Origin of the sequence: Brachyspira aalborgi (assembly GCF_008016455.1) — a bacterium.
In the GTDB taxonomy this organism is placed as follows: Bacteria; Spirochaetota; Brachyspiria; order Brachyspirales; family Brachyspiraceae; genus Brachyspira; species Brachyspira aalborgi.
Map to the genome: position 1 here is coordinate 2,422,189 of NZ_SAXU01000001.1, position 23,942 is coordinate 2,446,130.

Annotated in this window: 24 protein-coding genes; 12 read left to right on the top strand and 12 right to left on the bottom strand. The window is 26.9% G+C overall.

Features of this window, described 5'->3' with window-relative positions; genetic code table 11:
• Positions 1–97 precede the first annotated feature (97 nt).
• Positions 98–325 (bottom strand): hypothetical protein, encoded by a 228-nt coding sequence (locus EPJ79_RS11065; RefSeq protein ID WP_147739531.1) that lies wholly within the window; start codon positions 323–325, stop codon positions 98–100.
• A gap of 700 nt (positions 326–1,025) precedes the next feature.
• Here EPJ79_RS11065 and recA point away from each other — a divergent pair.
• The 8 genes from recA (at position 1,026) to EPJ79_RS11105 (ending at position 10,230) form a co-directional block, all read left to right on the top strand.
• Complete coding sequence (recA, locus tag EPJ79_RS11070; RefSeq protein ID WP_147739532.1) at positions 1,026–2,222, top strand: recombinase RecA; 1,197 nt, start codon at positions 1,026–1,028, stop codon at positions 2,220–2,222.
• Positions 2,223–2,334: 112 nt separating this feature from the next.
• Positions 2,335–3,120, top strand: coding sequence for a hypothetical protein (locus EPJ79_RS11075; RefSeq protein ID WP_147739533.1), 786 nt, complete (start codon positions 2,335–2,337; stop codon positions 3,118–3,120).
• A 126-nt stretch (positions 3,121–3,246) separates the two neighbouring features.
• Entirely contained in the window at positions 3,247–3,681 is a 435-nt protein-coding gene (locus EPJ79_RS11080) for an ATP-binding cassette domain-containing protein (RefSeq protein WP_244289106.1), read from the top strand.
• Between the two features lie 12 nt (positions 3,682–3,693).
• A complete protein-coding gene (locus EPJ79_RS11085; RefSeq protein WP_244289107.1) occupies positions 3,694–4,410 on the top strand; it encodes an energy-coupling factor transporter transmembrane component T family protein in 717 nt (238 codons plus the stop codon).
• A 129-nt stretch (positions 4,411–4,539) separates the two neighbouring features.
• Positions 4,540–5,523, top strand: coding sequence for a tetratricopeptide repeat protein (locus EPJ79_RS11090; RefSeq protein ID WP_147739534.1), 984 nt, complete (start codon positions 4,540–4,542; stop codon positions 5,521–5,523).
• Between the two features lie 4 nt (positions 5,524–5,527).
• Entirely contained in the window at positions 5,528–7,729 is a 2,202-nt protein-coding gene (locus tag EPJ79_RS11095; protein ID WP_147739535.1) for a transcript cleavage factor, read from the top strand.
• A 98-nt stretch (positions 7,730–7,827) separates the two neighbouring features.
• Positions 7,828–9,315 carry a hypothetical protein gene (locus EPJ79_RS11100; protein ID WP_147739536.1) on the top strand — a complete coding sequence of 496 codons (1,488 nt, stop codon included), beginning with the start codon at positions 7,828–7,830 and terminating at the stop codon, positions 9,313–9,315.
• Between the two features lie 12 nt (positions 9,316–9,327).
• Complete coding sequence (locus EPJ79_RS11105; protein ID WP_147739537.1) at positions 9,328–10,230, top strand: patatin-like phospholipase family protein; 903 nt, start codon at positions 9,328–9,330, stop codon at positions 10,228–10,230.
• Positions 10,231–10,317: 87 nt separating this feature from the next.
• Here EPJ79_RS11105 and EPJ79_RS11110 read toward each other — a convergent pair whose 3' ends face one another.
• From EPJ79_RS11110 to ftsZ, 6 genes are all read right to left on the bottom strand, one after another.
• On the bottom strand, positions 10,318–11,346 hold the full coding sequence (locus EPJ79_RS11110) for a hypothetical protein (RefSeq protein WP_147739538.1): 1,029 nt from the start codon (positions 11,344–11,346) through the stop codon (positions 10,318–10,320).
• A 475-nt stretch (positions 11,347–11,821) separates the two neighbouring features.
• Positions 11,822–12,277 (bottom strand): hypothetical protein, encoded by a 456-nt coding sequence (locus EPJ79_RS11115; RefSeq protein WP_147739539.1) that lies wholly within the window; start codon positions 12,275–12,277, stop codon positions 11,822–11,824.
• Positions 12,278–12,608: 331 nt separating this feature from the next.
• Positions 12,609–13,448, bottom strand: a complete 840-nt coding sequence (locus EPJ79_RS11120) for an SPOR domain-containing protein (RefSeq protein ID WP_147739540.1) — start codon at positions 13,446–13,448, stop codon at positions 12,609–12,611.
• Entirely contained in the window at positions 13,390–14,022 is a 633-nt protein-coding gene (coaE, locus tag EPJ79_RS11125) for a dephospho-CoA kinase (protein ID WP_147739541.1), read from the bottom strand. The genes EPJ79_RS11120 and coaE overlap by 59 nt, the downstream gene beginning before the upstream one ends.
• A gap of 2 nt (positions 14,023–14,024) precedes the next feature.
• A complete protein-coding gene (locus tag EPJ79_RS11130) occupies positions 14,025–15,920 on the bottom strand; it encodes a tetratricopeptide repeat protein (RefSeq protein ID WP_147739644.1) in 1,896 nt (631 codons plus the stop codon).
• 34 nt (positions 15,921–15,954) lie between these two features.
• Positions 15,955–17,613 (bottom strand): cell division protein FtsZ, encoded by a 1,659-nt coding sequence (ftsZ, locus tag EPJ79_RS11135; RefSeq protein ID WP_147739542.1) that lies wholly within the window; start codon positions 17,611–17,613, stop codon positions 15,955–15,957.
• A gap of 273 nt (positions 17,614–17,886) precedes the next feature.
• Here ftsZ and EPJ79_RS11935 point away from each other — a divergent pair, with 273 nt between their 5' ends.
• The 4 genes from EPJ79_RS11935 (at position 17,887) to EPJ79_RS11150 (ending at position 20,756) form a co-directional block, all read left to right on the top strand.
• The gene (locus tag EPJ79_RS11935) at positions 17,887–18,090 is read left to right on the top strand and encodes a glycosyltransferase family 2 protein (RefSeq protein WP_274596003.1); all 204 of its coding nucleotides are present in this window, start codon (positions 17,887–17,889) and stop codon (positions 18,088–18,090) included.
• On the top strand, positions 18,047–18,733 hold the full coding sequence (locus EPJ79_RS11140) for a glycosyltransferase (RefSeq protein WP_274596004.1): 687 nt from the start codon (positions 18,047–18,049) through the stop codon (positions 18,731–18,733). Before EPJ79_RS11935 ends, EPJ79_RS11140 begins: the two co-directional genes overlap by 44 nt.
• 84 nt (positions 18,734–18,817) lie before the next feature.
• The gene (gene mtaB, locus EPJ79_RS11145; RefSeq protein WP_147739543.1) at positions 18,818–20,077 is read left to right on the top strand and encodes a tRNA (N(6)-L-threonylcarbamoyladenosine(37)-C(2))-methylthiotransferase MtaB; all 1,260 of its coding nucleotides are present in this window, start codon (positions 18,818–18,820) and stop codon (positions 20,075–20,077) included.
• The gene (locus EPJ79_RS11150; protein ID WP_147527624.1) at positions 20,070–20,756 is read left to right on the top strand and encodes a hypothetical protein; all 687 of its coding nucleotides are present in this window, start codon (positions 20,070–20,072) and stop codon (positions 20,754–20,756) included. Before mtaB ends, EPJ79_RS11150 begins: the two co-directional genes overlap by 8 nt.
• 9 nt (positions 20,757–20,765) lie before the next feature.
• On the opposite strand, the gene EPJ79_RS11155 is transcribed toward EPJ79_RS11150, so the two are convergent.
• From EPJ79_RS11155 to EPJ79_RS11175, 5 genes are all read right to left on the bottom strand, one after another.
• Complete coding sequence (locus tag EPJ79_RS11155; protein WP_147739544.1) at positions 20,766–21,656, bottom strand: Rpn family recombination-promoting nuclease/putative transposase; 891 nt, start codon at positions 21,654–21,656, stop codon at positions 20,766–20,768.
• Between the two features lie 121 nt (positions 21,657–21,777).
• The gene (locus EPJ79_RS11160) at positions 21,778–22,344 is read right to left on the bottom strand and encodes a 4Fe-4S single cluster domain-containing protein (protein WP_147739545.1); all 567 of its coding nucleotides are present in this window, start codon (positions 22,342–22,344) and stop codon (positions 21,778–21,780) included.
• A gap of 19 nt (positions 22,345–22,363) precedes the next feature.
• A complete protein-coding gene (locus EPJ79_RS11165) occupies positions 22,364–22,774 on the bottom strand; it encodes a hypothetical protein (protein ID WP_147545612.1) in 411 nt (136 codons plus the stop codon).
• A gap of 30 nt (positions 22,775–22,804) precedes the next feature.
• Positions 22,805–23,005 (bottom strand): DUF2997 domain-containing protein, encoded by a 201-nt coding sequence (locus EPJ79_RS11170; protein WP_147545609.1) that lies wholly within the window; start codon positions 23,003–23,005, stop codon positions 22,805–22,807.
• Positions 23,006–23,033: 28 nt separating this feature from the next.
• The gene (locus EPJ79_RS11175) at positions 23,034–23,933 is read right to left on the bottom strand and encodes a hypothetical protein (RefSeq protein ID WP_147739546.1); all 900 of its coding nucleotides are present in this window, start codon (positions 23,931–23,933) and stop codon (positions 23,034–23,036) included.
• Between the last annotated feature and the right edge of the window lie 9 nt (positions 23,934–23,942).

Consider the following 23,942-nt stretch of genomic DNA (forward strand, 5'->3'; position numbering starts at 1 on the left):
ATGTATGATTTTGATAATTTGAATATCCTCCGATACTAGTTCCCTCAGTATAAAGAAACTCAAAGTAATTTATATTATATTAAATAAAATATGGCTTTCAAATCTTAGAAACCTCATATTCATTTTTTATGGACTCGTTCAAATTTATAACTTCCTTCTCACCTAGCAAAGTTCTGCAATTTTCAAGATTATATTTTTTACCAGTTTTCGCTATATAAACAATTTTTTCAATTTCGTTAATTTTATTTTCGCTTACAGTTTCATTAGATTTATTTTCTTCGTTTTCGTTAGTCGTTTTAATTTCGTTAGTTTTGGTTTCATTCATTTTAGTTTTAGTTTTAGTTTTTATTTCGTACTTTTTATTTTCTTTAGGAATAATTTTAGCTTTCGTTTCATTAGTTTTTATAATGTTTGTTTCTGCTTCCTCATAAACAAAACTATCCGTGTCATCTTCAATAAATTATGTTTCAACTTGAGACTTTTCACTTTCGCCCGAAGTTTCATTTGAACATTGAATAATTAAAACTGATAAAATAATTAATAAAATAATAATTTTTTTATAGAAAACTCCCAGTATTTTTATATTTTTATAAATCTTTAAATAATAAATTTCTAGAAAAATTATTGATAGATTTTATTTAAATCAAATTCAAAATATAAATTAAAAAACTATGATTTTATTTCTCTTAATTAATATTTTAAACTAAAAATTATAAAGTCACGAAAGCTAGACATTGTTTTGTGATGTAATAAAATTATAAATAAATTTTTAATAAAAATTTTATGAGTTAATATATTTAAAATTATTTTTCCTTAAAATGAACTTCAAAGAAGAATTTGAAAGAAGAGCCGAACCTGAAATATTTTATATATAAATCAATCTCTTTATTTAATCGTAAAAATAATATAAAATATGTTTGTATTGATTTTATAATAATTATAAAATTTTTTTATTTATATTACTTGACAAAAATATTGTATCTTTATACAATATAAAATATTAATTTTAATTTTGGAGAAAATAAATGGCTACAGCTAAAAAGAAAGAAAATACTGAAATAAAAAAAGACGGTAAAAATGAAGCTATAGATGCGATTACCGACCAAATAAATAAGAAATATGGACCAGGTTCTTTTATGCGACTTGGCAGCAATAAAACCGTTAATGTAGATGTTATATCAACGGGAGCTTTAACTTTAGACCATGCGCTTGGAGTTGGCGGAATACCGAGAGGAAGAATAACGGAAATATACGGACATGAAGCTTCGGGAAAAACTACGCTTACTCTTCATATAATAGCGGAAGCTCAAAAGGCTGGAGGATATGCGGCATTTATAGACGCAGAACATGCTTTAGACCCGACTTATGCAAGCGCTTTGGGAGTCGATATTGATAATTTATATATTTCGCAGCCAAACTCTGGAGAAGAGGCTTTAGAAATACTTGAAAAAGTTGTTTCTTCTACAGCTTTTGATATAGTCGTTGTCGATTCGGTTGCGGCTTTAGTTTCAAGAGCGGAACTTGCAGGAGATATTGGAGATGCTCATATTGCTTTACAAGCTCGTTTAATGAGTCACGCTTTAAGAAAATTAACGGCAATAATAAGCAATACAAATACCGCGGTAATATTTATTAATCAATTAAGGCAGAATATAGCGACTACGGGATATGGCGCTGGACCAACAGAAACTACTACGGGCGGAAAGGCTTTAAAATTTTATTCTTCCGTTAGACTCGACATTAGAAGGACGGAATGGATAAAGAAAGGAGACGAAACGATTGGGCATAAAGTAAAAATTAAAGTTGTAAAAAATAAATTGTCCGCTCCTTTTAAGGTTGTCAATTTGGAAATTATATTTGGGCATGGAATTTCTACCGAAGGTTTATTAATCGATTTGGCAATGGAAGCGAAAATTATAACAAGAAGCGGCGCTTGGTTTTATTATAATGGAGAACAAATAGCGCAAGGAAAAGAAAAGGTTAGAGAAATACTTGCATCCGACACTAAAATGAGATTAGAACTTGAAATACAAATAAGAGAAAATTTAAATATGGGCGGAATCGATAAAGTAAAAGAAGAGCTTAACGAATATTTGGAAAGTCAAAAAAACAAAGACGATAAAACCGTTAAAGGCGATAAAAAAGAAGACAGCGATTTAAATAAAAATCCTATTTCAAATAAAGATGATACAAGCGATTTATTGATTAAAACAGTAGAATAATTTAATTAAAAATTAATTTGGATTACTTCGTTATTTAAATAATTTAAATAGAAATTAACGAGGTATTTTTGTGAAAGTAATTTATAGTTTTATGATATGAAAGGAGTATAAAATGAAAATACTAAAAAACATATTTTTAATAATATTTATATTTCCCTGCGTAGCTTTCTCTGTTAACCTTGAAATTTCTTTTGGCGGAGGAGTAGGCGGTTCTATGGAGTTTAGCTATACTGAAGGACTTGATACTATTCCAAGCGAAAATGGAAGTAGACTAGACAGCGGACTTTATGCAAACGCCTTTTTAGATATAGGTGCTAATTTTGATATTAAGAATATGGGAGCTTTAAATAGCGTAAGTATTCTATTTGAAACGGGATACAATTATTATATGAGATATAGGACACAATATAAAGATGAAGATATAGCTAAATATGAACATTTGGCTGAATATAAAGATATTTTTCATTACCATAATTTAATATTGGGGATATTGCCTAAACTCAATTTTAATAACGGTATATCTTTCGGGATAGGCGCTGGTGTTTTTCTACCGCTATATAGCGCAGTAAAACACAAAGGAAAAAATAATATATGGGGAGAAGAAATAACGACAGGATTGGGAAAATATGTAGGTATAAATGAATTCGATTTTAAGAAAGTATCCTATATGTATAAAGTTCCCATAATGCCATATATAAAATTAAATTTTGAGAAAAATTTCTATATGTCGGAGCTTTGGGCTTTTAAGATTGGAGCAAATTTACTTTATAATTTTGGTATGGAATTCGATATGGATAAATTGAAATCTGACACTAATATATATGGATACGATAAATATAAATTTTCTTCATTAGTTTTTGAGTTGTTTTTTGGTTTCGGTTTTGGACGCCCTAAATAAATTTTTTTTAATAATACGGTTGAAGAAGAGATAACTTTTAACTTAAAAAGAAACAAAGTTAATAACGAAGAGATAAAAATTAAATTAAACGAAATACTTGAAAAATGAGGAATTGACAAAAAACTATTGAACGCGTCTCCGTTTGAAATTAGCGGCGGACAAAAAAGAATGATAGCGTTAGCATCAGTTTTTATATCGTCTCCTAAAATATTATTTTTAGACGAACCTACGGCTGGGCTTGATTTTGAAAGTAAAAAAATATTTATGTCTTCGTTAAAAAGTCTTAATAAAAATTTTAAACTAACTATAATACAATCCTCGCATATATTGGAAGATATAATAGAATATGGAGATACGGTTTTAATATTGAATAAAAATAAAAAATTTATAAACGGAAATCCAAGAGATTTGCTATTTTCTAAAGAAACGCTAAATAATTACGGACTTAAAGAACCCGAAATTTATAAATACATTGAAGAGTTAAAAAAATTTGGCGTAAAGAATATAGATAATATAAAAACTAATAGCGAATTAATAAAAAAATTATTTTATAATAATTAAAGAGTATAGATTATGATTAATAAAAAATTTGACCCAAGAACTATTTTTTTATCGACTTTATTTTTAACAATATCTTTGATTATAATGAATAATATTATTCAAACTTTATTTTGTTTTATAGCTATTTTAATTCATATAATTTTAGTCGGCGTAAAAGTTAAAAATTTAATAAAAATATTTTTTGCTTCTATATGGTTATTGCTTTCAATTATTTTAATAAATTATTTTTTTATAAATAAAGATATTAATTATATAACTAATTCAATTTTTAGATTTTTTGGAATTATTATTTTAGCCTCCGCAATGCTTTCGTCTATGGATATTATGGATATAGGTTTTGCAGTAGAAAAAATATTTTATCCGTTTAAATATTTTAAAATACCTATAGAAAATATAAGCGTAATAATAGCTTTATCATTAAAATTTATTCCGTTAATAAAAGACGAGGCTTTAAGAATACAAAAAGCTCAAAAAGCTAGAGGTTTAGATTATAATTTAATGTCCGTTAAAGAAAAAATATATAATATAACAAATCTATTTATACCTATAGTTGTGTCTTCTATTCAGTCTTCCGTAAAAACGGCAATCGCTATGGAAATTAGAGGATATGGAGCGCCTTATAAAAAAACGAGATTATACGAATCTTATATAACTATAAAAGATTTATTATATATTATTTTTAATATTATATTCTTAATATTTATAATTTTGATAAGATTTAAATTTTAATATTATAAATAAATAATATGTAAATTTGAAATAATTTGACTTGACAATTTAGTAATATTGCATTATACTATAATCATTGCCCGCGTATCTTTACGATTTTTATTTTGAGGAGCAGTTTATTTAAACCGTATGAATGAGGAATTCTTTTCAAGAAAAGAATCTGTTAAAGATATTTTCTTTATGATAGAAGGTAAGTTGAAAAAAGGCTTATTTAAAGAGTCTATGGAAGACTTTGACAGAATAATGGCTATGGATTTTGAGTATGCCGATTTGTATGAGAATATCTCATGCGTAAAATTTTGGATAAATAGGCTTGATATTTTAAATAAAAAACTTAAAGAAGATTGGGCAGAATATTGTAAATTTTTAGATTCTTCTTATAAGAAATTTTGTATTTTTATAAGAGATAAAGATTATAAAGGCGATTTAATATCGATAAAGGCTATTCATTATTTTGTATATAATAGAATAATAGAATTAATAATGAATAAAAGTCCCGAAGATATTAACGGAAAGGATGAGTTGCATTTACTTGCAAATGCGTTTATAGAATTGGAGGATTATTCCAAAGGCTTAAAGGCTTATGAATATTTGAATACTATAGAACCTTATAATTCAAATACTTTAGGCTTTATCGCTGAAATTAATCATAAATTGGGAGATGAAAAAAAAGCTAAAATGTATATTAGAGAGGCTTTGTTTTATGGACCTCAAAATATAGAATTTGAAAAAATTACAATAGAAGCCGTTAGAGAAATTAGAGATATAATAATAAAAAGAGGAATTCATAACGGAAGTCAAGAAGAAATTATAAGTTGGATGAGCGCTTATGGCGAACTTATGAATATATTAGATATAAAAAAGGAATTAAGCAGAGAAGAGGAAATTGAATTAAGAAAAAATATTTCAAGACTTGAAGCGGATTATAGAAAATTTAAATTGAGAGATAAAACCGCTCCAAAACTTTTATCTTCATACGCTTTCCTTACAGCCTGCCTTATAATGAGGCATAATAGTTCGGATAGGGAAGAGATAGAAATTTTAGCAAGAAAAATGGCGGCTATAGACGAAGATTTATTAAGATATTATATAAATAAATTAGAAAAGAGGTAAAACTATGTCAGAAGCTTTAGAAAAATTAGAAAACACTTTTACAGAAGAAACTTTTACAAGAAAACCTTTATTAAATTATACGATTAAATACTTTACGGATTTAAGCGGAATAATAAACGATATTAACGATAAAAACGAAATTAACTCCGCTATAGATACGGCAAAAACGCAGCTTGAAAAAAATCAGCAGCATATATCCGCTTTATATTCAATCGGATTTTTAAATTTGAAAATTGAAAATTATTCGGATATGCATTTGGATAAACTTTTAGGTATTTTTAAGAATGCAAAAAAATGGAATATTGTAGAATATATAGCACAAAAAATTGTGGACGAATATTACGAGAGCGATTACGCTTTAAGATATTTGGCAAATTATTATCAAATTTCAAATAGAGAAACGGATGCCGTTGAAGTTTGGGAAAGATTAATAAAATTCGACACTTCAAATCCAGAACTTCCAGAAAAAATAGCGCATATTAAAGAAACCGCGGGAGATATAAATAGCGCAGTTCATTATTATAAAATAGCTTTTGAAAGAAATCTTATAAGAAAGAGAAATAACGCCGAAAGCAATATTAAAAAAGTTTTGGAATACGAACCTGACAATTATAATTATTTGCTAAAATACGAATCTTCTTTGTATGAACTTGTTGACGCTAATATTATGATTGATGTTTGGAAGATAATATTTTTCTATTATTTTGAAAATGCAAGATATGACGAAGCTTTGAAAACTATTAAAAATCTTCTTAATTATGAGCAGTCAATAGTCGCTCAAAATAATAAAAAAGCAAAATTTTTCAGACATAGATTAGTCGATGTTTATAAAGCTTTACATCCTAATCATTCGTTTTTTGAAAAAATAGAGGAAATTTCCGCTATAACCAATGTAAATAAACCTCCAAAATCTTGCATTGAAATTTTTGAAAAATATATTCAATACGATGTTGGCAAATATGTTATTCATAGAAATTTTGGCGTTGGAAAAATTAAAGCTATAACTATAGACGAACTTAAAATAAAATTCGTTTCGCAGGAAGAAGAAAGAAAAATGACTTTTGATATGGCTATTCAATCTCTTACTACTTTGCCTGAAGACGATATAAATGTTTATAAGGCGTATAAACTTAACGAATTAAAAAAGATTGCAGAAGAAAATCCTACAGAATTTTTAACTATAATTTTAAAATATAGAAAAACTATAAGCGCAAAAGATTTGAAACAAGAATTAACTTCTACTCCTAATACTGTTATAAAAGAAGCTTCATATTCTAAATGGCTTGAATCGGCAAAAAAATCCGTTCGCGCTTCTACTACCGTAAAATTCGATAAAAATACTTTCTTGTATAATGAACAAGCGGAAACTTACGATGCCGAGAGTTTGGCTAAATTTAATAAGACGGAAAACTTCTTTGAAAGATATCAAATATACATGGAATATTTGGTATATACTCCAAATTTAAACTCCGAAGAAGCGAAAGAAATGCATGATTATTTTGTTAATATGGCAAAAAATAAAAATGCGGAAAATGACGCAAAAATAGTAAGCGCTATATACTTAAAAATATCGGGCAATAATGAAAAAGATATTCCTTCGCTTTCCGATATGATTAAAAATATTAGCGATTATACGCATATATACGAAATTTTGCCTTCTTCAATTTATAGAAATAAATTTCTTGATGCGATTGAGGAAGGAAAAAAAGACGAATATTACGATATTATATTAAAAATATTATATTCTCCGCAAGTGAAAAATCATTATTTAATCGTAAATAAATTATTTGAAGATAATAAAACCGATATATTATCAAAAACTATAGACGATATATTTTTGCATTATAGAGAATATCCCGAATCTTTCGTTTATTTTGCTCAAAAGATTCTTGACGGCGAATATTCCGATAAAAATGAAATTAATATAAATAAAAACGCTTTAATGATAGGTTTATTAAGCGTAATATCATATTTGTCAAAAATGCTAGACAATAAAGAAACTGCAGTTCAAGGCAGAAAACTTTTGAAAACTGTTTACGAGCTTGTATTTGATAAAAATTATCTTTTGAAATTTATAGAAACCGAATCGGAAGAGGATGTAAAAATTATATTTAGCGAGTTTCAAAAACTTGTTAATTTGGAACAACATTATAAAACCGATATTATATCCGCCGTTATTAAAAGGTTTCCTAATTGGAAGATATAATTAATTTTGTAAAAGCGAATTTTATTATAACGATAATACTAATTGTAGTAAAATAGAATAAATAGTATAATATCTTTCAGTTTATATTCGGAGAAATAATGAATTTTAATTTAACTATTCCATACGAAAATGAAATAAAAACCGAAGATAAAAATATAATACGAAAATTTATAATAAATAATATAAAAGAGTATGAAAATAATTCTTCAAAATTAACCGAGCTTATAATAGAAGCCATAACATCTTTAAACGCGGGAAAATCGAGAACCGACTTTATAGCCGAACAAGGTTTTTTTAAAAATCTTCTATATTCGATAACGGGACAAAATAAAAAAATAAGAGGCGAGATTGATTATAATTATGCGATTGTAAAAAATGCGTCCGTTAGAATGATAGAATATTTGGCGGGGCAGAATAAAATAACTTACGAAGGCTTGATTTATTTAAATAATAAACTTAATAATATCGAAAAAGATTTGGAAGAAGAGATTATAACTATATGCAAAAATATAAGAGAATCTTTTAATTATATTTTAAATAAAATTAACGAAGAATCTAAAAGAATCGATTCTATAGAAAAGAAAGTTAATTTACTAGAGTTTAAAGCGAAAGCAAAATTGCTTGAATTTAATAATATAAAATATTCGGATATGGACGAAATAGAAAAAATAATATGTTTAAGCGCGGATTTATTTTTAGAAACTTACAACTCAAATTTGTCCGATTTATTAAAAGAAAATATTTATATTATAAAATCTATACTTTTAGATTTCAATATCGATATAAATAAAAGCGTTAGAATTATAGATATATATTCAAAACTAATAGAAAAGCACGAGTTTATAGATAAATTATTTTTTAATGAAAATTATAATTATAATATTTCAGAATATATTATTCCAATATTGAGCGGAGCAAATAAAATAAAAAAATTAAATAATGAAGAAAATTATATATTATCTTCGCTTAAAAATATTAATCATAATATAGACGATATAAAAATAAATTTAATAAACGAATACGGAATAAATATTTCAAACTTCGATTATAATTTTGAAATTAATAATTACGAATTAATAATAATGATAATAAACGAATTAAAAATGCTTTCAAATGAAAATAATAATTCTATTGAAAATATAAGTTTAGAAGAAAGAGAAAAACTTATGCATAAATATTATTCTTCAAAACAATATATAAAAGCTATTATTGAATCGAATAATATTTTAACAAAAGAAAAAAAGAATATTGAAGCGCATAATATAAAAACGGAAAGCATTTATAAACTTCTTATAAGCGAAATGAAAAATAATAATAAAGCGACTTATTATAAAGATATTGCAAAAATATATTTGATAAGAGAAGATTACGATAACGCTTTTAAATATTTAAATAAATATTTTGATATTCATTCAAATAATAAAGATATAAACAGATTAAAAAATAAATTAAAAGAACAGTGTAATAAAATAAAAAAATATAAAGAAAAAATCGATAAAAAAATTATTAAAGAAACTAATAAAGATAAAAAAGAATATTTGGAGTTTATAAACGATTTTTGGGCTTTATATTTAAATAAAATTTGATTTGGAGATTTTATGTCAAAATTCGGCTTATCGCTTGCTGGAGGAGGCGGACTTGGAAGCTATCAAATTGGAGTTTGGAAAGCATTAAGAGAATACGAAATAGATAAAAGAATAAACGCATTATCGGGAACTTCGGTTGGAATTCTTAACGCTTGCTTAATCGCTCAAAACGATTACGATATAGCGGAATATATTTGGAAAAATGAAATTGAAAATAATATTCTCTCAAAGAAAAAAATGAGCATGAAAAATAATTCTATATCTTCAAATGGAATTTTTACTAGAGAAGGGCTTCTTGAAATAATGGATAAATATTTGGATTTGGATATAATATCAAATTGTAAATTTCCGATTTATGCGGCAGCGGTTAATTTAAAAACTATCGATGTAGTTTATTTTAAGTTAAACGGAAAAAGCCATTCTGAAATAAAAGAGATAATGATGGCGAGCAGCGCGATTCCAATTATATTTGGAAGACAAAAAATAGAAGGAATAAATTATGTCGATGGCGGAGTTGAAATTTTAAACGGAGACAATTTGCCGTTAAAACCTTTATATGATGAAGGATGCACTCAAATAATAGCGATAAGCATGTATAAAGAAACCGTTATAGAAAAAAACGATAAATGCAAAGTTTACGAAATTATACCGAGTAAAAATTTGGGAGATTTTAGAACGGGTGCTATGGATTTTTCGCTTAAAGGAGCTAAAATTAGACTTGAAGAAGGCTATAAAGATACGATTAAAATATTAAAACCTATTTTTAAAATGGGAAAAATGCAAGCCAAATCTTTATTTTTAAATAAAAAAATGTATAGAGACGAAATTAAAAATGATATAAATAAAAAAGCGCTTAAAAATGAATTGCATAAAGCTATAGAAGATTTAAATATAAATAAAGAAAATTTTGAATAAATTTTTTGTTTATTTAAAATTAAAAAAGTTTAAAAAAGCGCAGGGGCTTACCCTTTCGGATAAACCCCTTAAAATTATATTCTCAAATCAATTAGCATGTCCTGGTATAAACATGTAATTCCACCAAGGCGTATTCCAAGAATCTGTGAATTTTACATATCTTGTAAATGTTTTAACTAATTCTTGAGGTTTTTTACCTATATATAAACTAGCATCTTGCATTTTTTGCAATCTGTTATCTTGGTCTCTTTCAACCCACCACCAATAGTAAGAATCAACGCCTGCGCTACCATTTAAACCTTCATTAGCCTGTGGATTCATAACCAAAACTTCTAAATAACCTTTTTCGAAATATCTCTGAAAGTATATATGTTCACTATAAATGCCATTCCAGAAGTGAGATAAAGTCAAATTAGCTTCTATAAATGTATGAACCGCGTTTTTAGCGCTTCCGCCCTTTCCATATATTCTTTCGGCTTCATCTCCGCCTATAGCCATTTTATAAATTGCTCCAACTGTCCATTGTCCCGTATGAGCGTATTCATGCGTTACGCTATCTTGCCATCCATATCTTTTTGCGGTGCAATTTACATAATCTACTATAACCGCTCCTGCAAATTGTTTGATTAATCTGTTATCTGGTTTATAGTAAATATCGCCTTTAGAATCAAAATAGTAGTAATCTTGTAGATTTGATTTTTCACCAGTTGCTGGCTTGCTTTTTTGGAATTCACTAGGTGCATGATAATTTCTACCATTTCTAATTGCGAAAACTTTACCGTCATTAGCGGCTTTTCTGTTAATTTGGTCAAGCCATAATTGATTTAGTTTTGCGCTATCTCTGTAGTCTACTTCAACTTTTTGAGAACTTGCAAAAGGAACATCAACCGTATATTTTGAGCCAGCTTCTTCTGGAAGAGTGATTGAACCTGTTCCGCCGCCAGTAGTTCCGCCACCAGAGCCTGTTCCACCGCCAGTAGTTCCGCCACCACTAGAAGTAGATAAAGAAGTCGATTGAGTTGGGGTATCGCCACCACAAGAGACAATCGTTGCCGCAGAGAATGCAACTACTAAAATTATAACAGCCATTCTCCACAATAATTTTGACTTAAACATAAGAATCTCCTCATCAAGGTTTTCATCCTCGACTTTAAATATTATTTTATAAGACTTTATTAACCTTATATTTATAAGATAAGAAATATTTTTAAAAAGTCAAAACTTTTTTTACTTCGTCATTGCAATTTTACCAATTTGTCATTGCGAACGAAGTGAAGCAATCCACTTTTTAATGAAGTTAAATTATAAAATAGAATTTCTCATAATATATTAAATCAATTAAATTTTTTTTATTAATATCTTTTTTTATCTTTACGCAATCTTTTTTATATTTTATAAATATTGAATTAATCGGACATATTATTTATACAAATTTCGTCTTCTCTTATAACCGACTATATTTTATTTATTCTTAATTGAAAACTATAATTTAATTATATTACAAAAATAAACTTATTTAAAATAAAAAATCATTATTGAAAGAAAATCTCCCAATAATGATTAGTATTCAACTTTTAATTATTATTTATTATTATTTAGCAAAATTAACCGCTTTCGTTTGTCCATATCCGCTAAATACTATAGCAGATAAATTACCATTAGCGTCATAATTAGGCGTCGCGTCAGTGGCAAGGAATGGTTTTCCATCTATTAATAAATTAAATCCTTTGCTACTATTTTTAGCTTTTATTTCGCTTTTACCTTCAGCTTTAATTACTAAAGGACCTTGTCCTCCGAAAGCGTCTTTAGATTCGATTGCTATTTGAGAATTTTTAATCGTTGCCTTAAAATCTTTATTATTATAAACGATATCTCCGCCTACAATTTCTTCTTTTTCAGCGCCGTTTATAATTTCTTCCGTTCCTGCTTCTGTGGATAGATTAGTGGCAGCCGTCACTTTATTTTTACAAGCTACAGATAACATTGCTATTAAAGCGATAATAACTAAAGTTGAAATTTGGAATTTAAAAGTTTTTTTGTTAGTCATAATAAGTCTCCTTGTTGGATTTTATCCAAACATTTTTTTATTTATTTTCTATACTTAAGATAAGAATTATTTTTAAATAGTCAACAAATTTTTTTATTTTAGAATTAATTTTTTTTATTGTCATTGCAAGAGATAAAATATTATCATTATTAACCGAAAACTAAGCAATATACATTTAAAAAATTAATCTTTTTTAATTGACAAAACAATAAAAAACAAACAATATTCTATTTAATAAATTTTAACATTATTCATAAAAAATAGCTTTAAGTCAATTTAATTCTCAAAGCCATTTTATTTTTATACGATAATATTATTAATTAATTTTTAATCAACTTACTTTTTTGTCTGAATAAATATAACTATCCTTATAAGCAGGAATTTTCTTAATTTCCGCAAGCGCTTTTTGGGCATCTTCTCTCGTATCGTATCTTCCAACTTTTAATTTATACATAGTTTTTCCATCCGAAGAAGCCTCTTCTTTTATAAACGCTTTAGGGAATTTCGATTTCAAATTATCTCTTGCAGAATAAGTATTATCTCTATCATAACCTACGGCGACTTGTATAAAATAAACCGAATCCGCAGAAGAAGTCGGAGTATAAGGTTTTTTCGTAATTGTAGAACTTGAACTAACGGGAGCTTGTGTAGTAGGCTTTATACTTGCAAATTGTTGAGGAGGATTATAAGTAGCATTTGGAGATAAATTATCTTTTTCTTTTATTATAGCGTCCAACTCTGAAGCCAAACTTTGAGTATATTCGTTATATCTATCTTCCGAAGACAAACTTTCTCTTATTATGCTAGAATTATTATAATCGTTATAACTATCGTTTTGAGTATTTTCCGACAAAGTTAAAATATCGTTATTTGAATTTTCAAAATTTCTATTGCCTGCCAATTCTTCAGTTCGCATAAGTATTTGTGAAGAATTATCAATAACATTGTCATTATTTGCCACACTATTTGAATTATTAGGTTTTGAAGAACCTAAATGAAAACCCAAAATAAAAATAAATAATATTAGCAAAATACTGCAAGCCGAAAATATAGATAATCTTAAAGGAGTAAAATTAACTATATATAAAGTTTTTTTCTTTCCGTAAATAGAATTAGTAGAATATTCTTTTTCTTCTTCTATCGTGTTGTTTTGATTTTGATTTAGTTCCATAATGCCTTCCTAATTTTTTTGAGACTATAATTAAATGATTATAATCTCTCATATTGTTTATTATAATATCGGCATTGAACTTCTTATTTTTTACATCGATTTGCATTTTTAGAATTTTTCTTGCCTCTTTTTCGGATATATTTCTACTCTTTTGCATTCTCTTTATAATATCCGAAGTTTTTGAATTAACATATATTAAACTATCGCACATTTTATATATTTCGCTTCTCATAATTAACGCCGCTTCAATAATGACATCCTTATCCGTTGAATTTATTAATTTATAAACTTTATCTTCTATATAAGGATAATTTATACTTTCTAATTTTCTTAATTTCTTTGAATTTCCAAAAACTATTTTACCTAGTTTTTTTCTGTCTATATTTCCGTTATTGTCAAGTATATCGCTTGAAAACTCTTTTATTAATTCTTCTTTTTTGATTTTATCGTTTAAGGCTTCATGTCCTATAATATCGGCGTCAATGTATAAAGCGTTCAATTCTTTTGCAAGCAATTTTGAAAAAGAACTTTTGCCCGAACAAATAAGTCCGAATATTCCTATAACATTTTTCATAATTAATTTTGAGCCTGAATAGAATTAGCTGCGGTATTTGTAATATAAGGAATAACTATTTGATTAATATTAACTTTGCTTAAAACTCTTCCGTCAATAAGTTTTGTTAAAGAAACATTTTCATCCGCGGTTATAATTTTTACCATTCCTATTGACATATCGGCATTTCTATTTGACAAATCTACAGAAGCCGAAGAAGTATTATAAATAATCAAATTCATATTATTTGTTAAGCCTTGCAATTTCCCCGCATTTATATAAATATTATCGTTATGAATCTTAATAACTTTGCAGTAAAAAGGAATAGCATTATCTATAACTTTTCCCGTCATAACAGCAGCGTTCATTATTCTATCTTTGCCTTTAGTTGTAATAGTAAAGTTAGTAACAACTCTTTCGTTTTTTACATCGACTAAATCGAGCATAACGGTAAAATTATCTATATTATTTTCAAAAGTAGAGCCTCTTAAATAATAATCTACTTTTCTTGAGTTTAATTCTAAATATAAATCTCTTTCAGAATAATAATTTGTATGAATATCCAAAACTTTAAATTTTCCATATTGAGGCAAAACATAAGATAAAGTTTGATATAATGCCGTATTAAAAAACATTGGACTATCTTTTTGAGCGTTTATTGTGTCGGTTATAGCGATAGTATAGCCCGATTTTTCCAAATTATATTGATTTTCTATTCCCCAACTTTTTGACGGAATATTTTTATCTAATTTTCTTTTATAGCTATCATATTTATAAACGATTGATTTATCATTTGGATTAACATTTTTAGCAATTTCCAATTCTTCTAAAGCTCTCTCTTCTAATCCCATTCTTCTATAAACATCTGAAAGCATCAATCTCGCGTAAGTATTTGCAGGATTTAATTTTAACATATGTTTTAAATATGCCTGCGCTCTCACATTATCGGCAAGTCTTGTATAATAAGATGCCATATTTCCATAATATAAAGCCGCTCTATTTCTTTCATAATCGGGTTTAGGATTCGTATTAAGTAAAACTCTTTCATAAGCAAGCCTTCCAAGTTCGTCTTCGGGTTTAACTCTTAAATAATTTATATAAGAATTTTTAGCGTTTGGATAATTTTTAGCTTCTTCATAAACATTGCCAATATAATAATATTTGCTATTATTTTTAAATTCAGAATCGGGAATATATTCCAAAATTCCTATAGATTCGTTATATCTCTTCATAGATAAAAATATGCTCGCTTGAAGTATTTTAGCTTCGTTATAATTTGTATAATAATAAAATGCGTTACTAATCTCGCTTAAAGCGTTATTATAATTTTTATTCAAATAATAATAATTAGCCAAATGATAGTAGGATTCCGCCATTCTTGGATTATTATTTATATTATTATTTAACAAATTAAAAGCGTAATTGCTATTTCCGTTTGCAAGTTGCAAATATGCCAATGAAACGGGCGCTTCCGCTCTGCTTTTATCTATAATAATAGCTCTTTCGTATAAAGTCATTGCGGTTTTATAATAGCCAATTCTTTCGTTTAATACTCCTTCGCCGTAATTTGCAAAATAATTTTTACTGTCTAACGCTTTTATCAATTTAATCGTGTTTCTTGCTTCGGAGTTTCTATTATTTAAAAGCTCAACATTAAGTTTTCTTTCAAGAATTCTAAAATCTTTTGAATGATAATTTTCAGCGTCTTTAATCAGAGTTTCCGCCATAGAATAATTTTTTAATTTAATATAATTATCTATTAAAAGAATATAAGCTTCTATATCGCTTGGCTTAATATTCATAGCTTCCAAAATCGCTATAGAATTTTCGTAATTTCTGTTATTATAAAAATTCAAAGCGTTTTGAAAATTATTATTAGAAGTTTGTCCAAGAGATGCAAAACTTATGCAAATAGAAATTAAAAAAACTAATATTAATCTCAAAATTAAATCCTTATTTTCTTATATTTCTTGCTACTATCTGTCTTCTCAAATATGCGGGAGTATCTTCGTCATAATCTGCAGACGAATTTGTATCCGCTCCGAATATATAACTTTTAGCTCCCAAATCGTTATGGATTTTCATTCCTTCATCCGACATAATATCGAATATAGGTTTTTCTTTTTTAACTTCATTCTCTTTAATATCAATATCGGCTTCGGCAACTTCGGTAGCTATAGTTCTAGAATAAAATTCTTCGTTTCTGTCGATTATAGAATTAGCGCTTTTGCTTATTTGATTATTAACTATATTTTTATTAAACGGCGTATATTCCGATTTTTCAATCGATTCTTCTTCTTTATCAAAATCTTCTTCTTCATTATTATTTTCCGCATTATTAATATTATAATTATTAAGAGATTGATTTTTAAATTTATTTGCAAAATTTACGCTTTCAAAAGAAACTTTATTAATATTTTCTTCTTTATCTTTTAAATCAATTTCTTTAGAATTATCGATTATAGTTTCGTTTGAATTATTATTTTCGTTATTTTCTATAATGTTATTTGTATTTAAATCATTTTTTATATTATTATCTTTAATATCGTTTTTATCGGATTCTAAATCTTTATTTTCCGTATTTTTATTTTCGTTAGAATTATCTTCAAATCCCGTAGCCACAATCGTCACTCTTATCTCGTCATTTAAACTTTCGTCTATACAAGTTCCTATTTTTATATTTGCTTCTTCATGAGCGTAGCTATTTATTTTTTCAGCGGCTTCTCCGTATTCTTTAAGTCCAAAATCTTTTGGAGCTACTATATTTGCCAAAACGCCTCTCGAATTTTTTATACTTGAAACATCCAATAAAGGATTTTCAAAAGCGTTTGATATTGCTTTTTCTATTCTATTTTCGCCTTTTCCTATTCCTATTCCTAAATGCGCTCTTCCGTTAGATAAAGCTATCATAGTGCGAACATCGGCAAAATCTACATTTACTCCAAAACCTGTTTGAGTAATTATATCGGAAATTCCTTGCACGCCTTGTCTTAATATATCGTCTATAATTGAAAACGCTTCCGTGTATCCGTAATTTTCAGCGTCAACCATATCGTAAAGATTTTCATTTGGTATTATTATAAGAGAATCTACAACGGAAAACATTTTTTCTATTCCCGCTTCGGCTCTATTCATTTTTAATTTTCCTTCGTATTTAAAAGGTTTAGTGACAACGCCTATCGTTAAAGCTCCGCATTTTTTTGCAATTTCCGCGACTACAGGACTCGCTCCCGTTCCCGTGCCTCCTCCAAAACTGCTTGCAATAAAAACTAAATTCGCTCCGTTAATTATCTCTTCAATTTTTGCAACATCCTCTTTAGCGGCTTCAGCTCCTTTTTCTGGGTCCGTTCCCGCTCCCAATCCTTGCGTCACTCTTTCTCCTAAAACTATTTTGGTTTCTGCATTGGACCTTGAAAGCGCCTGTTTGTCGGTATTCATAGCCACAAAATCTACGCCGTTAAGTTTTTCTTCTATCATTCTATTAACGGCATTGCATCCTCCGTTTCCAACTCCTATAACTTTTATAACAGTGCCTAAAGAAACATTAAAAGAATTTATATTTGAGTTCATTTTTGAATTATCAGCTAATTCTATTCTATATTTAGAATCCATTGCTTACCCCTTTTTATTTTTAATTATTGAAAAAATAAAAAATTAAAATACTTATAATTATTATCGTATATTATCAATTTTAATAAACATAATTATATTAACATAATTATAAAATTAATCAAGTGCTAAAAATAAAAAAATATGATATTATATAAAAAATATTATCGATTACTTCAGGGTTTACTCTGTAATGACGGTAAATAAAATAGTAATTTCAAGCATACGAAATTTATATTAATCAATCTATAAAAAATTAAACGGAGAAAATTTTTTATGAATTACGATGTTAGTTTAGTTATAACGACTTACAACGAAGAAAAATATTTACCAATTCTACTTGGTTCAATTAATAATCAAAAAACCGATTTGAAAATGGAAATAATTATTATAGACGATTCTTCTACAGACGAAACTTTGAATATTATAAAACAATATGAAAAATTCATACGGGGGGGGGGTAATTCGACTCTTACATAACGATAAAAAATCAGATGTTCAATATATGAGAAATACGGGACTTAAAGAAGCTACAGGAAAAGTTATAATATTTTTTGATGCCGATACTGCAATATCAGAAAATTTTATAGAAAATATGGTTAAACCGATTATAAATAATAAAGCCGATACGACTTTATGCAAAACTTACGCCGTTCTTGAAGCTTTTTACGATATTCTTCCCGAAAAATATTCTAAAAGCTATGTTTATTTTATAAAACATTGTCCAAGATTTATGATGAAAAGATTTCCCGTTCAATTCGTTCCTTGGATTTTAAGATGGTTTAATATGATGAAAAAACAAAAAAGATTGATAAGCGTTTGGAGAGTTCCTAACCGAGCGCATACTACGGGAATAGCTACAAAAACAGAAATAGCGAGAAAGTCTGGAGGTTGGAAAATTAAAATAGGAGACGGAGATGACGCTCAATATTCTAACGATGTTTGTAATGAAAGCGATAAAGTTTTATGGGTTGGCAAATGCATTCTTTTTATTTCAAGAAGGAGAGTATTCCCAACAGATAACGGATGGATTACCGATATATTTTTTAAGCCGATAAAGAAATTTTATAAAAATAAAATACGAAAAAATAACGATAACGATTATACAAAAAATTTGCGTTAATTTTAATATATAATAATTCTTAAAAATGATTTATAATATTTTAATTATAAAAAATAAATTTTAAAATTAAAAGAAAAATAAAAAATGAATATACATATACATACTTTTGGATGCAGGCTCAATCAATATGAAAGCGAAAAAATTTCATTTGAATTAAAAAATATGGGAGCGAATATTACCGAATTAAAAAATGCGGACGCTATAGCTATAAATACTTGCACAGTTACAAACGATAGCGATAAAAAACTTATAAATTATTTAGACAAACTTGAAAATATATCTCAAAAAAAAATTTTCTTAATAGGTTGCTATGTTTCAAAAAAAGAAAATTTATTTGATAAAGAAAATATAACTATAATACCAAACGATAAAAAAGAAGAAGCTTCTCAAATAATATTTAATACTTTGACTAAAAATTACGAGAGCGAATTTAAAAATCCGATATTCTTTCCGCAGGAGCAGAGCAGAGCGTATTTAAAAATTCAAGACGGTTGCGAGGTTTTTTGTTCTTATTGCATAGTGGCTAGAGTTAGAGGAAAACATAAAAGCGTTGAGCCTAAAAAAATTTACGATGCAATAAAAATCGCTTACGAATACGGTTATAAAGAAATAGTTTTAACGGGATTAAATTTAGGTTCTTATAATTATAATAACGAAATAAAATTTATTCAAATAGTTAAAAATATGCTTGAAATATCTTCAAAATTTGGAATAAGAATAAGACTCTCTTCTATAGAGCCGATTTACTTTAATGACGAGCTTATAAGTTTATTTAAAAATTCCGAAGTTCTATGTCCGCATGCGCATATTCCGTTGCAATCGGGCAGCGATAAAATTTTGAAATTAATGAATAGAAGATATACGAGAGGAAATTATTTGAATATAATAGAAAGATTATATAAAACAAATTCAAATATTGGAATAAGCGCCGATATTATGGTTGGTTTTCCAAATGAAGACAGTAACGATTTTAAAGACACTTATAATTTATGCGAAAAATCAAAATTTATAAAGATGCATATATTTCGATATTCTAATAGAGAAAATACTCCTTCGTCAAAAATGTCAAATCAAGTTGGCTACAGAACAAAATTAAAAAGAGCGAAATTATTAAACGAATTAAATAATAAAATGAAGGACGATTTTTACAAAAACGCTATAAATAGAGAATTAAAAGTAATTGCGGAAAAAAAATTAGAAAATAATTATTATATAGGAACGAGCGGAGAATATTTGAAAGTAAAATTCAAAAGCGAAAAAATTATTGAAAAAAAAGATATTATTAAAGTTAAAGCGATTAAATATGAAGACAATATAATAATTGGCGAGGCTAAAAATGGATAATATAAAAAAACCTAAACTTACTTTAAAAGAAAGATATAACGATGAATTTTTGGAAAAAGCGGAAATTAGAAGAAAGGCTTTGCAATATAAAAGAATGCATGTCGGACTTATAAATAGCGATAGAATGGAACATATGATAAAACTTCTTTATCAAGTTCATCAAAATTATTATCTTGGTTATTTTGAAGCGAGTTGCACTCTTGCGGGCAGTATGTTTGAGCAATCTCTTATGATTCTTTTGGAAGAGAAAATAAATGAAGACGGTTTTATATCGATAAAGAAATTAAAAAACGGAAAACCTTATTACGATAAAATTACGAATATTGAAGATTTGGCTCAATGCAATATCGGAACTTTAATTTCAATTGTCGGTTATTATAAAATGCTTCCTAATAACGAATACAATTTAGCAAAAACTCTTCAAAATATTAGAAATTGTATAGTTCATGATATGCTTCCAAAATTTTATTTAATTGACGGACATTATCAAGCGGAAATTAGAATTAATTTAAACTCAAATATTACAAAAATTATAAAAATTCCCGAAGCCGAAATAAAAAATCGCACGGCGGGACAAAGCTCAATAGAATTATGGTCTTACTTTTTATTAACTCGCACAAGAAGTTTGATAGAGTTTTTATTTATAAATAGAGTGAAAAAATTTCCGCCAGAATTTTAATTATATAAATTAAAGTTTTTCCCCGTCTGGGAGCAGTTTTCGTATTTCTTTTATACTTAATCCTGTATGTTCTGATATAAACTTATTATCAAGTCCAGAAGCTTTTAAACTTTTAGCTATAGCGTAACTATTTTCTTTTATTCCTTCAAGTTTTCCTTTTTCCATTCCTTCTTTTATCCCTTCTCGTCTTTCTTCCTCAAGCATTATTTGATTTCCGTATTGATAAATTTCTTTTTTCTCATATTCGCTCATCATTAATCGACTTCTAATAAAATTATTATATCTTTTATGCGCCTCTTCCATTATAGGTTTTTCTTTTACTATATCTGACATATAAGCCTCCATATCTTTTGTGGTAAAAAATCCTAACCAATAATTTAAATCTTTTGACAAACTATTATTTTTAAAATTAAATTTCTTTAATTCTATTATATGTATTTGCAAATGGTCGGTTAATAATCTCTCGCTTTTTGTATCGTAAATCATATAACAGCTATGCACATTTTTATTAACCTTGTCTAAATTAAAATTGAGTAAATTAATACTAATTACAGGCGTCAAATCTTCGTATCTCTCACCTTTCTTTAAAAGTTTGCTATAATTAGAAGCCCAATAATAAAGTATTCTTTCGGGAAATCTTGAATTGCCCGATAATTGAACTTCGATAATTACAACTGTCCCATTTTTCGTAATGCATTTCACATCGACAATAGTTTCTTTATCGTTATAATGTTTTTTCAAATTAAACGGATTAAGAATTTCAACCGATTTAAATGTCTTCATATTTGCGCTAATCATAACAGCGTTTATAAAATCGAGTAAAACTTTCTCTCCGCCTTTGTCAGTAAAGAAATAACGAACAAAATAATCGTTAAGCGAATTAAATGGTTTATTTTTCATAAGAATATTATAACAGAATATTTTTATTTGTCAAAAGTATTAATTAAAAATATATAAAATAAATACTTTCTTAAAATATATTTATTTATTCTATAATTCTATTAAATTTTAATTATATAAACTACTTTATAATATCAAAAAAATCATCGGGATAGCCATACATATCGATTTTTCCGTTTTCGTCAATATCGATTTCCACATAAGTTCCGTTAATTATCTCTTCGTTTTTATATCTATCGGTTAGAAAATCCATAACTTGATTATCAGAACCGAACAAATGATTATTTATATTTCGTCTCTCTTCGATATATCGCCCAGAGATTAGCAAATCCGCGTAATCAAAAATTTCAGTTTTTCCGCTCGATATAATTTCCTCTTTTTCGTATCCTGTGTAAAGTATTATTCCAATATCAAGTTTTTTTATAAGTTTCATTAATTCCAATAATTCGTCAAGTTGTTCTAAAGGTTCGCCTCCAAGTATCGTAACGCATTTTATATTATTCTTTTCAATCGACTCTTTTATTTGAATTATTAAATCTTCAGTTTTTATATAAAAGCCGCCTTCAAAATCATGCATCGATTTATTCCAGCAGCCTTTACATTTCAAACTGCAACCTTGCATCCAAATTGCAAATGAATTTCCGAAACCGTAAATACTCGAATTATTATTAATATGAGCTAAACGCATTTATTTTTATCTTAATTTTTTATCTAACTTCTCTAACTAAAGTAAGTTGAATTTTATTATCTTTTTTCGTTTCCATAACTCTATAACCTTTAGCTTTAGCTTTTTCCATTATCGCTTTTTTTTGAGATTCTATATATGCAAGTCTCTCTCTTTCGAGTCTTTCCGCTTCTTCTTTAAGTTTTATCTCATAAACATTATTATAAGATTTTTCAACTTTTATAAGAAAAGAAGAAATATCGTTATTCCAACTGTCATGGTTTAAAATATATTTTCCGTTTACAAATTTAAAATATGTGTTTCTATATTTATGCAATGATGGAATATAAATTTTATCGTTTTTAATTTCGTAATTATATCCGCATTTTTCCAAAGCCTCTAAAAGTATTTCTTGGCTTATAAAAGGCGTTGTGGTTTTTACTAAACAACTCATTTTTTCTCCTCGCCACAGGCGTGCCTATGGCTATTTTTGAATATTAATATTTTTTTGACTAACATTAACTTTTTGATAATACTCGTCAGTTTTCTTAACTTCTTTTATATCGGCAAGCTCGTCTAAAATCTCCTCGACTTCCGACAAACAAGCCTCGCCTTTGATTCCGTCAGTTTTCAAATCTAAACTTCCGTCTTCGTTAATTGTAATATTTATTCTTTGCTCTTTCATTTTCTCTCCTTTTTATCTTAAAAATAAATTATTCTAAATTTTCAATATCAATTTTCTTTATCAAATCAATATTTTCGTCAGTTTCCATAATATACGAAAGCGAAGAAACATTATTTTTTTTATTATAAGCGTTTCTATAAATTTTATTAATTTCGTCTATTATTTCATTAATCTTATTTACATTTTTTATATTTTCTAATTCTTTTAAATCGTTTTCTACTTTTGAAGTTAATTCTTCATAAGTTTTTTTATCCGAATAATCAAAATCTTTAATAATATCTTTTATTTCGATTATTTTGTCTTCGCACTTTCTTATAATTGGATTTAATTTTTCAATATTTAATTCTTTAACTTTTTCTTTTTTCATTTTATTTTTAGAATTATTTTTGCTTAAAGAAAGTTCTTCTTTATATTTATCAATAATGAATTTTATAAAATGTTTAGTTAGAATTTCTTTTGCATTATAAGTAGTATATCCATCATTGCCTCTATACGCACTTTCCACTCTGCTGCCAAATTCTATTTCTTTTATAATATCGTTTACATCAATCTCATGTATCTCATGATTATTCATTCTACTTCCAGATTTTGTATATATTTCATCTCTATCTATTATTTTATTATATAAAAGTAATTTCTCTATTTCTCCAAAAATATCAACACTATAAGTAGGAGTGTCGTCAATATATATGCAAGAATTTTCAGCATCTAATTTTATAGAGCTATTCGTAATTTTTTTTCCTCGTTCAAATTCATACGCTAATTTAAAATAATAATATTTTTCAGAACCTTTAGAATTAGCAAATTCAAGCGAAATTAATCCTAATTTGATTAAAGTATCGTTAATAACTTTTTCGTCTATTTTTTCATGCAAATATATTTTTATACATTTAGCGTCCTCGATTTTATTAAAAAATATTGAATTCATTTTTTATCT

Coding starts and splice junctions, on each gene's coding strand:
- EPJ79_RS11090 (WP_147739534.1), top strand. CDS start 4,540: ATGAATGAGGAATTCTTTTCAAGAAAAGAATCTGTTAAAGATATTTTC.
- EPJ79_RS11095 (WP_147739535.1), top strand. CDS start 5,528: ATGTCAGAAGCTTTAGAAAAATTAGAAAACACTTTTACAGAAGAAACT.
- coaE (WP_147739541.1), bottom strand. CDS start 14,022: ATGAAAAATGTTATAGGAATATTCGGACTTATTTGTTCGGGCAAAAGT.
- EPJ79_RS11155 (WP_147739544.1), bottom strand. CDS start 21,656: ATGAAAAATAAACCATTTAATTCGCTTAACGATTATTTTGTTCGTTAT.
- EPJ79_RS11160 (WP_147739545.1), bottom strand. CDS start 22,344: ATGCGTTTAGCTCATATTAATAATAATTCGAGTATTTACGGTTTCGGA.
- EPJ79_RS11100 (WP_147739536.1), top strand. CDS start 7,828: ATGAATTTTAATTTAACTATTCCATACGAAAATGAAATAAAAACCGAA.
- EPJ79_RS11105 (WP_147739537.1), top strand. CDS start 9,328: ATGTCAAAATTCGGCTTATCGCTTGCTGGAGGAGGCGGACTTGGAAGC.
- ftsZ (WP_147739542.1), bottom strand. CDS start 17,613: ATGGATTCTAAATATAGAATAGAATTAGCTGATAATTCAAAAATGAAC.
- EPJ79_RS11075 (WP_147739533.1), top strand. CDS start 2,335: ATGAAAATACTAAAAAACATATTTTTAATAATATTTATATTTCCCTGC.
- recA (WP_147739532.1), top strand. CDS start 1,026: ATGGCTACAGCTAAAAAGAAAGAAAATACTGAAATAAAAAAAGACGGT.
- EPJ79_RS11110 (WP_147739538.1), bottom strand. CDS start 11,346: ATGTTTAAGTCAAAATTATTGTGGAGAATGGCTGTTATAATTTTAGTA.
- EPJ79_RS11140 (WP_274596004.1), top strand. CDS start 18,047: ATGAAAAATTCATACGGGGGGGGGGTAATTCGACTCTTACATAACGAT.
- EPJ79_RS11115 (WP_147739539.1), bottom strand. CDS start 12,277: ATGACTAACAAAAAAACTTTTAAATTCCAAATTTCAACTTTAGTTATT.
- EPJ79_RS11065 (WP_147739531.1), bottom strand. CDS start 325: ATGAATGAAACCAAAACTAACGAAATTAAAACGACTAACGAAAACGAA.
- EPJ79_RS11165 (WP_147545612.1), bottom strand. CDS start 22,774: ATGAGTTGTTTAGTAAAAACCACAACGCCTTTTATAAGCCAAGAAATA.
- EPJ79_RS11170 (WP_147545609.1), bottom strand. CDS start 23,005: ATGAAAGAGCAAAGAATAAATATTACAATTAACGAAGACGGAAGTTTA.
- EPJ79_RS11150 (WP_147527624.1), top strand. CDS start 20,070: ATGGATAATATAAAAAAACCTAAACTTACTTTAAAAGAAAGATATAAC.
- EPJ79_RS11935 (WP_274596003.1), top strand. CDS start 17,887: ATGAATTACGATGTTAGTTTAGTTATAACGACTTACAACGAAGAAAAA.
- EPJ79_RS11175 (WP_147739546.1), bottom strand. CDS start 23,933: ATGAATTCAATATTTTTTAATAAAATCGAGGACGCTAAATGTATAAAA.
- mtaB (WP_147739543.1), top strand. CDS start 18,818: ATGAATATACATATACATACTTTTGGATGCAGGCTCAATCAATATGAA.
- EPJ79_RS11085 (WP_244289107.1), top strand. CDS start 3,694: ATGATTAATAAAAAATTTGACCCAAGAACTATTTTTTTATCGACTTTA.
- EPJ79_RS11120 (WP_147739540.1), bottom strand. CDS start 13,448: ATGGAACTAAATCAAAATCAAAACAACACGATAGAAGAAGAAAAAGAA.